The sequence below is a fragment of the Anabaena sp. UHCC 0204 genome, assembly GCF_009711975.1.
Classification (GTDB): domain Bacteria; phylum Cyanobacteriota; class Cyanobacteriia; order Cyanobacteriales; family Nostocaceae; genus Dolichospermum.
In genome coordinates, this window is record NZ_VIKW01000009.1 from 1 (window position 1) to 16,419 (window position 16,419).

Consider the following 16,419-nt stretch of genomic DNA (forward strand, 5'->3'; position numbering starts at 1 on the left):
AATGCTTGGTATAATAAAGCTTGTAGTTATGCCCTGCAAGGTAATATTGAAAAAGCAATTGAAAATCTACAAATAGCAATTAATATAAATCCTGATACAGTTAAAAAATGGGCAAAAACTGATTTAGATTTTGATGCTATTAGAGAAGATGAACGTTTTCAATCTTTACTTTAAAATAATCCCTACTTTCTCTAACCCGATTAGCAATCATTTGTTTATATTTTTTCAAGCTGGTAGTATTAATTTCTAAAGTTTTTGGTTCTAGTTTACCTAAATATTTTTCTGATAATCAACCACCGCAAATGCTACTATCAAGAATTAAATATCATGTTATTGACAGAAAGTAAAATGTATATAATATCAATAACGACAGCCAAGGAAATCGAGCAATTATTCAAAGCAATGAATGATTGAAAACTATTTTTTCCTAAAATTAGAGTATAATAATAAAAGATACTAAGGAGCTAATTATATGCAAATAAAACTTAAATCAAAAGTTGATGCAGAAGGTAAATTATTACTACAGCTTCCCCAGCAATTAGCTAATCAAGAATTAGTAATTATTATTACTGATTCTTCTGAAGAAAAAATACCAACACCAGAACAATTAGGATATCCTACTGATTTTTTTGATAAAACTGCTGGAAAATGGGAAGGCGAATTTTTAGCTAGAGAAAATTTGGTTGATTGTGATCGAAGAATTTGGGATATTGAATGATGATGTACTTGTTAGATACTAACACCTGCATTCAATATTTAACAGGACGTAGTGAAAATGTAATTAATAAATTTAAAACTACTCATCGTGAAAATATTTGTTTGTGCGATATTGTCAAAGCCGAATTATACTATAGCGGTTATCGGTCGGATGAAATACAATCGAGGGCGGGGAAACCCCACCCCTACAGGTTTTGCGATTTAATGACTGTATCTCACTCAAGTGCATACCGCTATATGGAGCTTGTCGTAGTATAAAAAAAGAACAAAATCTAGCTTTATATGAGTTATTTTTCTCTCAATATATCAGTTTACCTTTTGATGGAAAGGCGGCTAAAATTTATGGTGAAATCCGTTCTCAATTATCAAAAATAGGTACTCCTATCGGTGCTTATGATTTTCAAATTGCTGCTATTGCATTAGCTAATAATCTTATTTTAGTACCTCATAACACTAGAGAATTTCAAGGAGTTGAAAATCTACAACTTGAAGATTGGGAAGTACAGTATTTGCAATGATATTAAGTAGAACGGAATAAATACCGCTATCAGGTTCAATAGCAATGTACCAACCATAGTATTATCTGGTTTTTTACTCCTAACTCATCACCATGACACACGGACACAAACACCATAATCATAGTCACGCCCCGGTAACATTTAGCCGGGCTTTTGCCATTGGGACTGTACTGAATTTAGGATTTGTCATTGTTGAAGCAACTTATGGCTACTTAGCGCACTCTCTAGCTTTGTTTGCTGATGCTGGTCATAACCTCAGTGATGTGTTGGGACTCCTCCTGGCGTGGGGTGCAAGTACGCTGTCTCGTCGTCCTCCCAGCCACCGCTATACTTACGGATTGCGGGCTTCTTCAATTTTGGCTGCTTTAGTGAATTCTATTATCCTGCTTTTGTCTATGGGTGCGATCGCCTGGGAAGCCATCCGCCGCTTTAACGATTCTGTACCTGTAGCAGGAGGAACAATTATTGGTATTGCTATGGTAGGAATTATAATTAATACCATTACTGCACTCATGTTTATGTCAGGTAGTAAAAATGACTTGAACATTCGGGGAGCATTTTTACACATGGCTGCTGATGCGTTGGTCTCTTTGGGGGTCGTGGTGGCTGGGATTGCTATCTTAATTACACAATGGGTGTGGCTTGACTCGTTGGTAAGCTTAGTTCTTGTGGCAGTTGTAGTATTTGGAACGTGGCACTTACTCAAAGATTCTGTCAACTTAGCACTTGATGCCGTACCAACAGGAATCGAGCCACGTGCAGTTAAAAATTTCTTAATTGAGCGTCCTGGTGTTTTGAAAATCCACGATCTTCATATCTGGGCTATAAGTACCACAGAAACTGCGCTCACAGTCCATTTGGTGATGCCCGGAGGCTACCCTGGGGATGCTTTTTTATGGGAAGTTTGCCAGGAACTTGAACACCATTTTGGTATCAAACACTCTACTCTCCAGGTGGAAATAGGTGATTCTGCTTATCCTTGTGCTTTAGAACCAGACCACGTTGTTTGAAAAAAGCTGAGAAGACTTTGATCATATTAGATGGTTGCTAAAATTTTGATCTACATAATAATTGCAAAAAAATATAAATAAAGATTGCTTTTTTTGAAAATAATTGTTATATTTATTTACATAAGGCAATAAAGCTTAGTAAATCCTAACTGGAGTGCTGACCATGACTAACGCAACCAAAACATCTACAACACCTGTAGCGACTGATCGTAACGCATGGCGTTGGGGTTTTACATCTGAAGCAGAAATCTGGAATGGCCGTCTAGCAATGATCGGTTTTTTAGCAGCAGCTTTAATTGAACTATTTTCTGGACAAGGCTTCCTCCACTTCTGGGGTATTCTGTAATTTATCCATAACATAATTTTTGAGTAGTCGAAAAGCCTGGTAGTTGATGAAAACTGCCAGGTTATTTATTTGCGATTGATACTTCCTTTCTGCGCTGTTTCCTGCTATACAATAATGATTACTTGTAATTACTAAAGACAGTGTGCTGATGATTAGAGAAAGGTTAGTGACAATAGCTATTTTATTTATCATCTTAACAATAGCTTTTGGGATTATTGAAGGTATTTTTCCGAGCATCACCAATCAACAAAAATGGCGCAAGGGTGTTTGGCTAGATAGCTTTTACTGGTTTTTTACCCTTTTAATTAGTCATCTATTGAGTGCGATATGTATTGCAATAGTTATAGTTCCTTTATTTCTGGTGCTGGGGCGTTCTATTGATCCACAAATATTAAAATCAAGTTATGGACTAGCTGCTAATTTACCCCAGTGGGTGCAGGGTTTGATGGTAATAGTAATTGCTGATTTTATTGGTTATTGGACTCATCGGTGGCTACATAGCAGCCGATTGTGGGATATTCATGCTGTTCATCATACTTCTGAAGAGTTAGATTGGCTGTCTTCTGTGCGGGTACATCCACTGAATGATATATTCAGTCGAGTAATGCAATCTTTGCCAATTTTACTTTTGGGGTTTTCACCTTTATCAGTGGAAATTTATACTCCTTTCCTAATTTTTTATCTAGCTTTTACCCATTCTAATGTACCTTGGAATTATGGACCATTCCGCTATTTGATAGTTAGTCCCGTGTTTCATCGTTGGCATCACAGTAAAGATACGGAAGGAATTGGCAAGAATTTTGCGGCTTTGTTCCCTGTGTTTGATTTAATGTTTGGGACATTTTATTTACCTGCTGGTAAACAACCAAAGAATTTTGGTGTTCATGGAGATGCGATTCCTGAAAAGTTTGGCAAGCATTTATTTTATCCGTTCCGTAAACAGATAAAAATCCGTTTTGATGTGTGAATAAAAAGATACCCGACTTCTGCAAGAAGTCAGGGATCTAAACTTTTTAAACCATCCAATTAAAATAATTCAGAGGTTGTGTGTGAGTGCTTTAATCTTGAAAATGACTGGACGCGATCGCCAACTTTTGGTACTTTTAGCTACAGGCTCTTTGATTGTGATGACAGGAGGAGTCATTGCGCCAATTTTCCCGGAAATTGTCACAGACTTGGATCTGAGTCCAGCCCTAGCAGGTTATTTGGTAAGTAGTCATTTCTTGACTGTTGCTATATTTAGTCCAATTTTAGGGATATTAGCAGACCGTTTGGGTCAAGTGCGAATACTCGTGGTTTCCCTGGTTTTCTATGCTTTATTTGGCATGGCTGGGGGGTTAATGCAGAGTTTCCTGCCGATGTTGATAACGCGGGGTTTGGTGGGGGCTGCTAGTGGGGGAATTGCGGCTGCTAGTTTGGGTTTGCTAGTGAAAATGTATGATTCCAGTGAGGAACGTTCCCAAGCGATCGCCTATGTATCTAGTGTTCTCACTGTATCTAATATTATCTATCCTGTCTTAGCAGGTTTGGTTGGTGGTTTTCACTGGAGATTGGTTTTTTGTCTGTATGGTTTAGCACTCCCTTTAGGGTTATTAGTAGTCCTTACATTACAACCAAAAAAAGGTTTAGAAACATCCTCTTCGGAATCATCTGTAAAAGCTAATAATTCCGATCAACTCATTCAGGCTTTAAAAAACCCCTTCATATTACAAATCTTTCTAACTCTCTGTTTAACAGCCGCAACCGCTTACGCTGTGATCATTTATTTGCCTCTCTATCTCAAAGCCACCATGAACTCCACCACTGTTCTAAACGGCATTGTTTTAGCATCTCAAGCCCTTGGTGCTACTGCTATCTCGGCTTTTGGAGTCAGGAGATTAGTTCAACGTTTTGGCTTAATTTCGACGATAGGATGCGGCTTTGGCTGTATGGCTTTACCTTTAATGATTATTCCCCAACTCCAAGATTTAGTTTTGCTATTTCCAACTACTATTATTTTTGGTGTGGGATTGGGAATTGTTGTCCCCAGTCTTTATAACTTGTTATCTAATCTTGCTCCTTCGGAATATCAATCTAGTATTTTAGCCGCCGGTACAGGGGCAAATTTTTTGGGACAGTTCCTTTGTCCAAGCCTATTTGGATTGGTATTAAGTGATCAAGGGTTGATAGGCGTGTTTTATGTGGCTGCCAGTTTACCACTGATGTTAGGGCTGTTGATGTTGGTGAATTTCCGAGGAGAAATACTGAATGAACCACGTTCGCGGAGCGTCCCGAAGGGATAGGCACGAAGGACACGAAGGAAGAGAAGGAGGAAGATAGAAGGGTTTGTAGAGATGTTCCACGGAACGTCTCTACATTATTTGGCGTTGCTGAATTAGGGTATGAAATTCAAAAATCAATGATTTCAAACTCTTACTCTCTGTGACTGGAGCGCCTCTGCGTGAAACAAAATCATACTCTTAATCAGCAACGCCCATTATTTATTGGGGATTTTTCATCAAGAGGTTAGGACACTCCGACAGGTTCTTTTGCCGGATCTAGGGTGTTGCGTGTAGCTACCATAGCAGCTACTAAACAATCCATTTCTTCTTGGGTATGTAGGGCATTAGCGGTAATTCGCAGTCGCGGTTTGGCGATAAACCAAATGGGAGATACCCAAATGCCATATTCTTCCATCATTTGCCGCGCAAACTTTTTAGGATTGATATTTTCAGGCATCATCACGGGAATGACATTAGTTTCCCCAATGGCTGTAAAACCTTCTGCTAGTAAGCGCGATCGCAAATAACGAGTATTAGCTTGTAACTGCTGCACTAATTCAGGATTTTGTCTTACCTGACGAATGCTTTCTAAGGCTGCGGCTGTTAAGGGTGGGGCTAAGGAAATAGTGCCAATGGAAGTAGGAGAAACATCCAATAAATCAATTAATTCACGGGAATGACTACTAATAGCTGCTCCCGCTGAAGCCGCAAATTTAGAAAAGGTAGTCATAATAATGGGGATAATTCCCCTTTCTAATACTGATTGGGTCGTTATGCCAAAATGCTCATAAATTCCCCCTCCAGTCGCCCCAAGTGCGCCACTAGCATGAGCTTCATCCATGACAATCACACTACCGGGATAATTGTCCAGGATATCCAGCATTTTTGGTAAGGGGGCAATATCTCCATCCATCGAAAATACTGCATCAGAAATTACCATAATGCGATCGCCTGGACGAGCATAACGGCGCAATTTTCGCTCTAAATCTGCCATATCACAGTGACGATAAGGCTTAACACGGACTTCAGGACTGTGACTAAAGACTTTACCAGAACGGTTGTCAGCATTAACTACCGCAGAGACTATACAACCGTGATTGAGAATGTCAGTCAGAATCAAGGTTTCTCTGGTATTGCTGAAGCCGGGAATGTTAATCGCTAAATGACAGAACCCATCCATCAGAGCTTGCATTGCCATCCAAGCATTGACAAATAAATGAGTATATGGTAAGTGTTTAAATTCTGATATTTCCTGTTCTAGCTGACGATGAAGATCAATCCGACCACTTAATACTGAACAAGAACTATTAGAAGTCCCATATTGCCAAATCGCATCAACTGCGGCCTGTTTGACGGCTTGTGATTGGACTAACCCTAAAACATCATTGGTACAGAAGGTGAGAAGCTTATGTCGCTTACCTGTTGTCGTATCTTCAACATCAACTAAATTGCCCTGTTTGTAATGACAGATAAATTTTTCTGGATAAAGTTCACTCTCATAGAGAGCTTGCATATATTCTTGAACAACTTCCACAATTTCTCCTTCTCATCCAATGCTGGAGCTTGGTATCATTTTTGATTATTTAATTATTCTTGAGATTGTTGCATATATTTCTGATATTGAGTAATATTCAATCTCTATAGGCTGATACTGGCTAGATCAATTTCTACGTAATAGTGTGTGATTGGGTTAAGATTAGAAATATAAGGTAATAAAATTTATGATCGAGTTACAAAACATAGTTATCACTACAGGGTGTTTTGCACTTGCTTTTATTTTTGCTAGTCTGGTTGAATATTGGCTACATCGTTTAATGCACTATTCTCCCAAAATCGGTAAACGTCATCGTGATCATCATCGTCGCAATGAAGGACAAGGGGTAGTCTGGGAATTTAAAGCCTATGTTCAAGGCAGTATCATTTTCATGTGTGTGATGTTTTTTGTGTCTTTACCAGCGGGCATTGGTTGGTTTTTAGGGAGTCTGGTTTATGCGGCTTTTGCTGCTTACGCTCATCAATTACAACATGATAATCCCACAAAATGTTTCTGGATGAAAATGCCTGTTCACTATGTTCACCACAAATACAATCAATGGGATCATAATTTTGGTTTAGGAGTAGATTGGTGGGATCATATATTTGGTACTTATAAATCGGTGGAATGGTTAACGGAAGAAGAACTTAATCAACCCCAACGAGGTTATTTAGAAATGCGTTGGTGGTAGAAATTGGAAATATTATTATTATGATTTTGCTCGTAGTCAGGGCTTAAGCCCTGAATTCAGGACTAAAGTCCTAACTACAAACCTTTATGTGGCGATAGTGACAATAGATGAGCGATCGCTTTGAGTAGAATACCGATAATGTGTTACGACAGCTTAACGAATCCATAATATCTGATCAGGGTCGAGGTCGAGGAGGTGGAGATTGAATAGTTGTTTCCAAGAACTCACCATCTTTCCCGTACTTGGTGATCCGTCGTTTGTCAACTGTTCCTGTAATCTCAATCCGAATTACAGGAAGCCATACACCTTCTAAATTCACCCAAGCTATTGTTTGAGGAACTTCATTAGCCTGCTTAGTCCATTGTCGATCATCTACACGATCTTCAAACAAAATTTGACCGGGATGTGTTGCACCGGATGGAGAAGTTGTACCAGTCATTTTATTTACCTCCGTAGGGTTATGGTGAGTGACCGAAAGACTTTGCTTACATAGATATTCACCCCCACCAACAGAGTTTAGCATGATCATAATTCCTGCTATCCAACACTGAATCAGATTGCTCATAAGACCTTGCGGTAAGTGGGAAACTCAGTCACTTGAGTGCTGAGAGGAAAACGACACGAGCAGTTCGACAAGCTCACTGACCACGGTTTTAACTGCCTTAAATATTTCTTCATTACTTGTACTCCACATCCAGCATTTTAAAACGGTTAGGCACAATTTGAAGATACTCCGCAAAGCGAGGAGACCCCTTTGTACTAACATAAATTTGGATAGTTTCTGCTACATCTTCATCAATCGAATTCATTGCATAACCAGAAACGGATACCTTGTCTTTATCCATTGCCTGTTGCCAATCTACCCATTTCCCTTTTTTGGTATCAGTACCCCAATTTTTATAAGACCAGGTATGACCTGTCTCATGAATCATAGTACCACGCATATAATTTTCATCTGGAAGCTTCTCAGAAACCTTATCTGGATAAATAGTCACAACACCAGATTTACCCGCTGTCATATAGGAATGAAAGTCAGGGGTGTTATATTCAGTAGCCCAATAAGCATCATCAGGATTGACTACAGCATTGAGTAGAATTGTGGTCATTACAGAACGATTTGCTTTGGGTAAATAGCTGGCTGCATCAGCCGCTTGCTTAACTGTATGGTTATGATGACCGGGTTCAGGAGCTTTAGGTGCAACAATAGGTATATTAATGCCATCTTCAAACTTGACAATCCATTTTTCCGCATCAGCTTTTTTACCCTGAAATGCGTAATCTTTTTCTGTAGTTGGACCTGCTAATGTATATTTTATCTTTGTAGTGCTAACAGGTTCACTGACTACACCAGGAATGGATTCCTTGGCGTTAATTAAACCAGTCAGAGTTTTACCTTGCTCAATATCGGTTTGGCTTGATAAAACTGTTTTTAGTGCTTTTAACCGACTACGAACACTTTTAGAAACATCATTTTCTCTCCCTTTGAGCATATTCTCTAAAATTGCTTGATCGTTAGATGCCATTTTCCCCCAGCCCGGTAATTTCTTGACAGCGGCGACTGCTTCCCTGGCCTCAACTTCAGACTCGAATGTTTGTAAGCAAGATGCTAATAAAGTCGCATCAGGGCTACTTTCTTGATGTTTGGCAATCCATTTGCGAATCAGTTTAATTTCCTGTTTGATTTCATCGTCTGAAATACTAGATGGGTTCAAGCTTTGAGTCAGAGAAAGAGGTTCAGGATCTGGAGATTTTTCTTCAGAAGCGATCGCCCCACCAATTTTTTTGAGGCCTTTTTTGAAGCTATCCCACAATCCACGCTGGATTACTGATTCACTAGTATTGGCAGGTTCTGAAGAAGAAAGTGAACCGATTGCGAGTTTGGGTTGTATGTTTGCTGTTGATGGTGGGAATACGGGAACATTTGTTAAGTCAAGTGCGTTACTTTTGGCGTATTCATACTGTGCATCAAAGTCTATGTCTGTGGCGGGTGTTGCTGACTTTTTTGGGGGATCAATCCCAAAACCTCTGGTTTGGAATGGGTTTGACTTTGGTGCAGATGTGTGATTTTGGCTGGTTTTTCTAATTCTATCCTGCATAATTACACTCACTACATCATTAAAGTAATGTTTTTATTTTTGCACAGTTTCCAATCAATAGAGGTAATTGAGCCGATATGTTTGACATTTGTCATAATTATTTATAGCATTTCTTCATCTAACGAGGTACAAATTCATCTGCGTTTATCTGCGTTTATCCTCTTCCATCTGCGGTTAATTCTTTCTTCTTGTACCTCACTTACAAGGGAATTGCTATCACTCAATTGTGCTACTAACTGATTTTCTACTCAGGTATTATTTGTTAATAAATCCTCTAGAAGTAATTATTAAAAACCCTTGTTCATCAATTTGAAAATCTCTCTTTTTTAAAATTTTAATGCCACAAACTCAAAAAGGCACTCTATAATATCAGGCGATCGCTATTTTTAGCCTCTTTCTTTCAGAGAGTGATACAAGAGAACTAATGCGGATAGAAAATAATTCTGAGTATTTTAGGTGTATGGATCAAAAATGGATTAATAAATTGTATGAAGCTGCTTTAGAAACAAATACCAACTATGTCATAGAATTAACTAGAGAACTTCCGAAAACAGCAATTTTTTTAATTCAATCTTTAATAAAACTTGCACGGACATTTGAATTTGAAAAATTAGTTGCTTGAGTAGAATCTTTAATAAATCATGAATAATGGTATAGGCAAATCCAATAAATCTCGACAAATCCCTCTGAGATTAGTATTAATTGTTCCTTTTGTATTGCAAATTGTTGGTGCAGTGGGATTAGTAGGTTATCTTTCTTACCAAAGTGGACAAGAATCAGTAAACCGATTAACAAATGAACTGCGAAATGAAATAACTACTCGTGTAGTGCAGTATTTGGATAACTATTTAGCTACTCCAGTTTTGGTTAATAAAATTAATGCAGATGCTGTAAAATTAGGTAATCTCAATCTTCAGAATGCCGATCAAATAGAAAAATATATTTATACTCAGCTTCAACATTTCGATAATATTACCCATATTCTGGTAGGTACTGAGCAGGGAGTTCTGAGAATTGCTAATAAGAGCAATGAAGGAACTATACGAATGGCAAATCCTGATAAACTTTTCCATATTTACGAATATAAAGTTGATAGTTTTGGCAATAAAATTAACCTTATTAATCAAAACATTGCAGTGCTGAAAATCCAAGAACGTCCTTGGTATAAAGCGGCAGTGAAAGCAGGTAGGCCATCCAGAGTTCCCATCTTTCCCCTTGGTAATAATAAAGATTTATCTCTCAATAGTAGTTATCCTGTGTATGCACCTAAAACTAATCAATTATTAGGGGTACTTTCAGCGGCTTCTAATCTGGCATCTTTTCGTAATTTTCTGGCTAATTTACAGATTGGTAAAACAGGAAGACTATTTATTATTGAACCTAATGGTTTGCTGATTGGAACTTCGGTAAAAAACCAAGCTACTTATATTAAAAAACAACAAAATGGCAAAACTAAATTAGAAAGAATCAAAGTTACTGATGTGAGTGATTCCTTAATTAGAGCAACTAGCTTACATCTGTTGACAAAGTTTAATAGTTTTGATCAAATTAAAGAAACGCTGCAATTAGATTTTAGAGAAAATAGCGATCGCAATTTCATAACAGTAGTTCCTTATCAAGATAATTTGGGCTTAAACTGGTTAATTATCACAGTGATTCCTGAGTCTGATTTCATGACAGAAATTTATCAGAATACTCAACTAACCTTTGTATTGTCTGCTATTACCTTACTGATTGCCACAGGAATTGGTATTCTCACGGCTCGATGGATTACTAAACCTATTTTACGATTAAGTCAAGCAAGTCAGGCTTTAGCATTAGGGAAATGGCAAAATTCCGATCAAGAAAATGATTTACTAGAAACTAAAAATATTAGAGAAATATCAACGCTGTCTCATTCATTTAATAGTATGGCTGATCAGTTAAAAACTTCTTTTGCAACTTTAGAAAATCGGGTAGAAGAACGCACAGCAGAATTAGTTATTGCTAAGGAAAAAGCGGAAGTTGCTAATCAGGCGAAAAGTAACTTTATTGCAAATATGAGTCATGAATTGCGCTCACCACTCAATGCAATTATTGGTTTTTCTCAATTAATGTTACGCAGCAAAAACCTATCATTAGAACAATATGAAAATGTGGGAATTATTCAGCGTAGTGGAGAATATTTATTAACCCTAATTAATAATGTTCTCGATTTTTCTAAGATTGAAGCCGGGAAAACCACTCTTAACCAAAAGGATTTTAACCTGTATAAATTCCTAGATGATTTAGAAGATATGCTGCATTTAACGGCAATTAATGTAGGAATAAAATTAATCTTTGAACGCGGTGAAAATTTACCACAATATATTTATAATGATGAGATAAAATTACGTCAAATTTTACTGAATTTATTAGGAAATGCGATTAAATTTACCAAACACGGAGAAGTAAGTTTAAGTATTAATTCTACCGCAAATGCAGGAAATCAAAACTATACTTTAATTTTCTGTATTAGTGACACTGGTATGGGAATTGCCCCCGCAGAATTAACTAAATTATTCGAGGCTTTTTCTCAAACAGAATCAGGAAAACAAAGTCAAGAAGGAACAGGTTTAGGTTTAGTTATTAGTCGTCAATTTGTGCAGCTAATGGGAGGAGATATTACTGTAAAAAGTGAATTAAACAAAGGCACAACTTTTAAATTTTCAATTCCCGTAAAATTGGGGCAAGCAATTATCAAAAATGAAAATATTGAGCAGAGAAAAATATTAGCCCTAGCACCGGAACAACCCACATATAAAATTCTAGTGGTAGATGATAAAGTAATCAACCGTCAATTATTAATTAAACTCCTTACCCCTTTAGGTTTTGAGATTAAAGAAGCAAGTAACGGACAGGAAGCGATCGCAATTTGGGATGAGTGGCAACCTCACTTAATTTTTATGGATATGAGAATGCCCATTATGGATGGTTATGAAGCTACTAAAAATATTAAATCTACTACGAAGGGTAACGCTACAGCGATTATTGCTTTAACCGCTAGTGTACTAGAAGCAGAAAAAGCGATGATTTTATCAGTAGGATGTGATGATTTTTTACAAAAACCTTTTAAAGAAAGTACAATTTTTCAGAGTTTAACTAAACATTTAGGAGTGAAATATATTTATGAAGAATTAGCCCCGGTTGATATTATTAGTGATCGCTCCCCAACCATGCTATCATCTAAAGATTTAGCTGTGATGTCTGAATCTAAGGAATGGCGTTCGCAATTATGTGAAGCGTCCTTAGATGGTGATAGTAATCTGGTAATGAAATTAATTCGAGAAATACCCAATCAAGAATCCCATTTTGTCAAGGTTCTCGAAACATTAGCACGTCAATTTCAATTTGATGAAATAGTAGAATTATTGACCGATGAAACTACGAAATAGACATCTTTAAAAATAAATCAATAGCCAGAGAAATTGTCAATTTCTATTGGTCATTAATGTAATTTTAATTTTGATAATAAGTCTATTATAGACTAACACAAAATTGTATTTTTTACCAGGTTTCATGTACCAAATCATTAAAAAATCCAGTGCATCTTGATATCCAATCTCAAACAAAAGGCAATATTCTCTTAATAGATGATCTGCCAGAAAACTTAAAATTATTAACCGAGTTACTCTCTAAAATTGGTTACACAGTTCGTAGTGCTATCAGTGGCAATAGGGGGCTAAAAACTGCAAAATTGAATTGTCCTGATCTCATTCTTTTGGATGTTAAAATGCCTGAGATGGATGGATATCAAGTTTGTCAAGCCTTTAAAGATGAACCGGATCTTTGTTATATCCCCATTATTTTTATTAGTGCTTTAGATGAGACTTTAGATAAATTAAAAGCATTTCAAGTTGGTGGTGTTGACTATATCACTAAACCGATTCAAATTGAAGAAGTTGTAGCCCGAATAGAAACTCATTTAACTATTCAGAAACAACAGAGAATTTTGCAAGCTGAAATTGCCAAACGTAAGCAAACTGAACTTGCTTTACAGGAAGCAAATCATCAATTGAAATTGCTGGCAAATTTAGATGGTTTAACCCAGATTGCTAATCGTCGCCGCTTTGATGATTATTTAGCTCTTGAATGGCAACGTCATCAACGAGAAAAAAATATCCTCGCGCTGATTCTTATTGATATTGACTATTTCAAACGATACAACGACTGTTATGGACACCAAAGTGGTGATGATTGTTTAATTAAAGTTTCCCAAGAGATCGCCAAAGTTATAAAACGCCCGACTGATTTAGTGGCGCGTTATGGTGGTGAAGAATTTGCCGTTATTTTACCAAATACAGATACCCAAGGCGCGTTAATTATTGCTGAGTTAATTAGAGAAGCGATCGCTAATCTTGCTATTCCTCACCAAGATTCTGATGTTAGCGATTCCTACGGAGCGCTTTGCTATCGCATTACTTTGAGTATGGGAATTGCCTGTGAAATGCCCACAATAGAACAAAATTTAGAAATGTTAATATCTCATGCAGATCAAGCTCTTTATACAGCGAAAAAGCAAGGACGGAATCAGGCGATCGCACTGCTTTGACCCTCCTAACATAAAAGCGGCATTGCATAAATGCGGGATGAATTAGCGATTGAAACTATTGAAAATTCATTCTAAATTGGGCGAAATCATCCCATGATTCAGCAACGCCGTTTTTATCTTGACCATCAAAAGAGGAGTCATGCTATTTACAAAAATAGTCATGGTCAAAGGGTATCCAGAAATAACCAGGTTTAAAGAGTTGAAAAGCTTCTGGACGATTTATCATATCCCAGATTGACTCCGCCAGCACCAGTCCTACAAAACTGGATGGTTGTTCAGTAATTGTTGTATCCGCCAACAATTCGCTAAATGTTCTAAATAGATCTACTTCAACACCTAACAAAGCATAGCGAAAATCCGGCGCATTCTGCAAACTTCCATAAAGTAAGTTGCCTATTTCCCTTATTTGTGGTGTATCTTCGTCACTTTCGACTAAGTTCTCATTCATCCCCAGAGGAACAACCATACACCACCAGTTACCATCATGATCTTCCATCAGTTCCGGTACAGTCGTGATTTTTTTTCCATCTCCAAGTGTCCAAGATAGCTTTTGAAAATAGCCTAAAAAAAGCTCGGCTTGAGTTTGAGTTCCACATTCAGCCGATAAACTAAAAAGCCATGCCATTATTCACCCCTGTTTTATTTGTCAATCTCTTTTTTATATTCACTTTTCTTTTTTCTGTGGTTCTGGAGTTTTTGTCCAGTTTGGTTGTGTCGCAGCTAGTTCTTGTTGAAATTCTTCCAGTGACATATTTTTTTGGGCTGCCGTAATACTTACATGGTTGTCACCATCATGATTTGCTTTCAGCTTGCCATTGATATTATTTTCTTCAATCTCCCAAACTGGATCTTTTCCTGTACCACCCCAGATGGATGAACGACGATGTGATGGTAGATTTTCTGGACTTCCCTTCGCTGTTGACATACCTTTTCCAGGAACGACTTTTTTCTGTTCATTCAGTTTCACATCGCTATCACGTACACCAAGTTCGCGTGCCGTACTGCCAATTTTCGGTTGACCACTGCTTTCTGTCATGCCCCGATATAATGAGGCACGCATAATACTATTATCTAGCATTGGCTGAATAATACCTGCTTGATCTATTGAAGCTGTTTCATTCTGAGTTCTGCTGACAATTTCTTTCTCTTTCTGCACAGCCCCACCATTCTGCTGCACAACGTGAGTCAACTCATGGGCAATCAACTCCTGTCCCCCGCGACTCCCTGGATCATAAGCCCCTTGACGAAAGAACACATCCTGCCCCGTTGTAAACGCCTTTGCCTGGATTGAGCGATTCAACTGGTCGGACTGAGCATCTGTATGAATCTTCACCCTACTAAAATCTGCTCCCATAGCCTGTCCCATTGACCGTTGCAGACCTGCATCTAATTGCTGTCCACTGCCTCTGGAACTGTTAATAGCGGTGTCTAAATCCATTGACGCTTCCCCTCCTCCAATCGCTTCCTGTCGCTGAAGTTCCTCGTCCGGTTCTTCCATGCGTTGAAGTGATGATAGTTCTGGTTTCGCCTGAAGTTCTTCTTCCGGTTCTTCCATGCGTTGGAGTGATGATAGTTCTGGTTTCGCCTGAAGTTCTTCTTCCGGTTCTTCCATGCGTTGAAGTGATGATAGTTCTGGTTTTGCCTGAAGTTCCTCTTCCGGTTCTTCCATGCGTTGAAGTGATGTAATTTCTGGTTTCGTCTGGAGTTTCTCTTCTAGTTCTTCCTGCTGTTGTGACTGCTGTTGTGACTGCTGTTGTGACTGCTGTTGTTGAGTTGCTTGTACCAATGCTGGGGCATTGATCTGTTGTACTACCTGAGATGCTACCTGATCAGCTTCTTGTTCGTACTTGTCTCCAGGCTGCCCAATGGTTAATTTGGCTTGGACTGGTGATGGTGGGAATACGGGAACATTTTTTAGGTCAAGTGCATAACGCTTGGCGTGTTCATATTGGGCATCAAAGTCTATGTCTGTGGCGGGTGTTGCTGACTTTTTTGGGGTATCAATCCCAAACCCTCTTGTTTGGAAGGGGTTTGACGTTGGTGCAGATGTGTGATTTTGGCTGGTTTTGCTAATTCTATGCTGCATAATTACACCCACTACATCATTAAAGTAATGTTTTTATGTTTGCATAGTTTCCAATGAATTGGGTAATTGAGCCAATACGTTTGACATTGGTCATCTTATTTAACTAAACTGTACTATTAACTGTTCTTATACTGGCGATCGCGCTATGGCAAGCATTGTATTTATCGTCCATTAAGTTCCTTCAAGGCGCTTTTCACTTCATCCGCTTTTACCACTATTGCCATACCAATTCCCGTTTCCGTTGCTGGACCTTTCCTTACATAACTGATATCGACAATGCAGAGCATCTCAAATTCGTCAGGAGCTAAACGTGATACTTGTAAGCGAAATGCTGGTTCTAGAGGTTCAAAGTCAAACTGCTCCGTTCTTGCTTCTAGAAGGTCATTGATACCACCCTGCAATCGTTCAATACATAAACTACTGAACGATTGTTCAAATTCTACCAATTTGTATTTATCTTTGTTGATGACAAGTGCCATTCTGTAATTTCTCCAACCTTCTGTATCAGGTTCATTAATTTGCAGAAGGATTTGCATCGGAGCTTCTAACTCAAAAATATTGTTAAATACTATCATGTTATTCTCCTGCGA

General features: G+C 38.1%; 17 protein-coding genes. 11 read left to right on the forward strand and 6 right to left on the reverse strand.

From position 1 onward, the window contains the following. From FJR04_RS09105 to FJR04_RS09140, 7 genes are all read left to right on the forward strand, one after another. On the forward strand, positions 1-174 hold a 174-nt coding region (locus FJR04_RS09105), incomplete at its 5' end, for a tetratricopeptide repeat protein (protein WP_168493837.1). A 298-nt stretch (positions 175-472) separates the two neighbouring features. Beyond that, on the forward strand, positions 473-718 hold the full coding sequence (locus FJR04_RS09110; RefSeq protein ID WP_168493839.1) for a hypothetical protein: 246 nt from the start codon (positions 473-475) through the stop codon (positions 716-718). Positions 719-911: 193 nt separating this feature from the next. Beyond that, complete coding sequence (locus FJR04_RS09120; RefSeq protein WP_174763522.1) at positions 912-1,235, forward strand: PIN domain-containing protein; 324 nt, start codon at positions 912-914, stop codon at positions 1,233-1,235. Between the two features lie 92 nt (positions 1,236-1,327). Continuing rightward, entirely contained in the window at positions 1,328-2,245 is a 918-nt protein-coding gene (locus tag FJR04_RS09125) for a cation diffusion facilitator family transporter (RefSeq protein WP_168493841.1), read from the forward strand. Between the two features lie 163 nt (positions 2,246-2,408). Beyond that, positions 2,409-2,591 (forward strand): chlorophyll a/b-binding protein, encoded by a 183-nt coding sequence (locus FJR04_RS09130; RefSeq protein ID WP_168493843.1) that lies wholly within the window; start codon positions 2,409-2,411, stop codon positions 2,589-2,591. A 166-nt stretch (positions 2,592-2,757) separates the two neighbouring features. Then, positions 2,758-3,558, forward strand: a complete 801-nt coding sequence (locus tag FJR04_RS09135; RefSeq protein ID WP_168493845.1) for a sterol desaturase family protein — start codon at positions 2,758-2,760, stop codon at positions 3,556-3,558. A gap of 82 nt (positions 3,559-3,640) precedes the next feature. Next, entirely contained in the window at positions 3,641-4,873 is a 1,233-nt protein-coding gene (locus tag FJR04_RS09140) for an MFS transporter (RefSeq protein WP_217359284.1), read from the forward strand. Positions 4,874-5,096: 223 nt separating this feature from the next. On the opposite strand, the gene FJR04_RS09145 is transcribed toward FJR04_RS09140, so the two are convergent. Continuing rightward, positions 5,097-6,386: an aminotransferase class I/II-fold pyridoxal phosphate-dependent enzyme gene (locus FJR04_RS09145; RefSeq protein ID WP_168493847.1), complete on the reverse strand. Its 1,290-nt coding sequence runs from the start codon at positions 6,384-6,386 to the stop codon at positions 5,097-5,099. 187 nt (positions 6,387-6,573) lie between these two features. On the opposite strand from FJR04_RS09145, the gene FJR04_RS09150 reads away from it, so the two are divergent. Further along, positions 6,574-7,077: a sterol desaturase family protein gene (locus FJR04_RS09150; protein WP_168493849.1), complete on the forward strand. Its 504-nt coding sequence runs from the start codon at positions 6,574-6,576 to the stop codon at positions 7,075-7,077. A 175-nt stretch (positions 7,078-7,252) separates the two neighbouring features. Here the strand turns inward: FJR04_RS09150 and FJR04_RS09155 are convergent, their stop codons facing one another. Continuing rightward, entirely contained in the window at positions 7,253-7,642 is a 390-nt protein-coding gene (locus FJR04_RS09155; RefSeq protein WP_168493851.1) for a hypothetical protein, read from the reverse strand. A 112-nt stretch (positions 7,643-7,754) separates the two neighbouring features. Continuing rightward, entirely contained in the window at positions 7,755-9,173 is a 1,419-nt protein-coding gene (locus tag FJR04_RS09160; protein ID WP_168493853.1) for a hypothetical protein, read from the reverse strand. 460 nt (positions 9,174-9,633) lie between these two features. On the opposite strand from FJR04_RS09160, the gene FJR04_RS09165 reads away from it, so the two are divergent. The 3 genes from FJR04_RS09165 to FJR04_RS26630 all read left to right on the forward strand — a co-directional run bounded on the left by FJR04_RS09165 (position 9,634) and on the right by FJR04_RS26630 (position 13,743). Next, the gene (locus FJR04_RS09165; protein ID WP_174763523.1) at positions 9,634-9,795 is read left to right on the forward strand and encodes a hypothetical protein; all 162 of its coding nucleotides are present in this window, start codon (positions 9,634-9,636) and stop codon (positions 9,793-9,795) included. A 19-nt stretch (positions 9,796-9,814) separates the two neighbouring features. After that, entirely contained in the window at positions 9,815-12,586 is a 2,772-nt protein-coding gene (locus tag FJR04_RS09170; protein WP_168493855.1) for a hybrid sensor histidine kinase/response regulator, read from the forward strand. Between the two features lie 149 nt (positions 12,587-12,735). After that, positions 12,736-13,743, forward strand: coding sequence for a diguanylate cyclase domain-containing protein (locus tag FJR04_RS26630; RefSeq protein ID WP_168493863.1), 1,008 nt, complete (start codon positions 12,736-12,738; stop codon positions 13,741-13,743). A gap of 142 nt (positions 13,744-13,885) precedes the next feature. Here FJR04_RS26630 and FJR04_RS09180 read toward each other — a convergent pair whose 3' ends face one another. The 3 genes from FJR04_RS09180 to FJR04_RS09195 form a co-directional block, all read right to left on the reverse strand. Further along, positions 13,886-14,368 (reverse strand): hypothetical protein, encoded by a 483-nt coding sequence (locus FJR04_RS09180; RefSeq protein WP_168493865.1) that lies wholly within the window; start codon positions 14,366-14,368, stop codon positions 13,886-13,888. A gap of 39 nt (positions 14,369-14,407) precedes the next feature. Beyond that, positions 14,408-15,829, reverse strand: coding sequence for a DUF4157 domain-containing protein (locus tag FJR04_RS25870; protein WP_217359286.1), 1,422 nt, complete (start codon positions 15,827-15,829; stop codon positions 14,408-14,410). Positions 15,830-15,990: 161 nt separating this feature from the next. Then, complete coding sequence (locus FJR04_RS09195; protein ID WP_168493867.1) at positions 15,991-16,404, reverse strand: hypothetical protein; 414 nt, start codon at positions 16,402-16,404, stop codon at positions 15,991-15,993. Between the last annotated feature and the right edge of the window lie 15 nt (positions 16,405-16,419).

What these genes read in the sequence shown, in the direction of transcription:
- FJR04_RS09125 (WP_168493841.1), top strand. Translation starts at nt 1,328, where the DNA reads ATGACACACGGACACAAACACCATAATCATAGTCACGCCCCGGTAACA.
- FJR04_RS09150 (WP_168493849.1), top strand. Translation starts at nt 6,574, where the DNA reads ATGATCGAGTTACAAAACATAGTTATCACTACAGGGTGTTTTGCACTT.
- FJR04_RS09180 (WP_168493865.1), bottom strand. Translation starts at nt 14,368, where the DNA reads ATGGCATGGCTTTTTAGTTTATCGGCTGAATGTGGAACTCAAACTCAA.
- FJR04_RS09130 (WP_168493843.1), top strand. Translation starts at nt 2,409, where the DNA reads ATGACTAACGCAACCAAAACATCTACAACACCTGTAGCGACTGATCGT.
- FJR04_RS09170 (WP_168493855.1), top strand. Translation starts at nt 9,815, where the DNA reads ATGAATAATGGTATAGGCAAATCCAATAAATCTCGACAAATCCCTCTG.
- FJR04_RS09165 (WP_174763523.1), top strand. Translation starts at nt 9,634, where the DNA reads ATGGATCAAAAATGGATTAATAAATTGTATGAAGCTGCTTTAGAAACA.
- FJR04_RS09160 (WP_168493853.1), bottom strand. Translation starts at nt 9,173, where the DNA reads ATGCAGGATAGAATTAGAAAAACCAGCCAAAATCACACATCTGCACCA.
- FJR04_RS09155 (WP_168493851.1), bottom strand. Translation starts at nt 7,642, where the DNA reads ATGAGCAATCTGATTCAGTGTTGGATAGCAGGAATTATGATCATGCTA.
- FJR04_RS09110 (WP_168493839.1), top strand. Translation starts at nt 473, where the DNA reads ATGCAAATAAAACTTAAATCAAAAGTTGATGCAGAAGGTAAATTATTA.
- FJR04_RS09195 (WP_168493867.1), bottom strand. Translation starts at nt 16,404, where the DNA reads ATGATAGTATTTAACAATATTTTTGAGTTAGAAGCTCCGATGCAAATC.
- FJR04_RS25870 (WP_217359286.1), bottom strand. Translation starts at nt 15,829, where the DNA reads ATGCAGCATAGAATTAGCAAAACCAGCCAAAATCACACATCTGCACCA.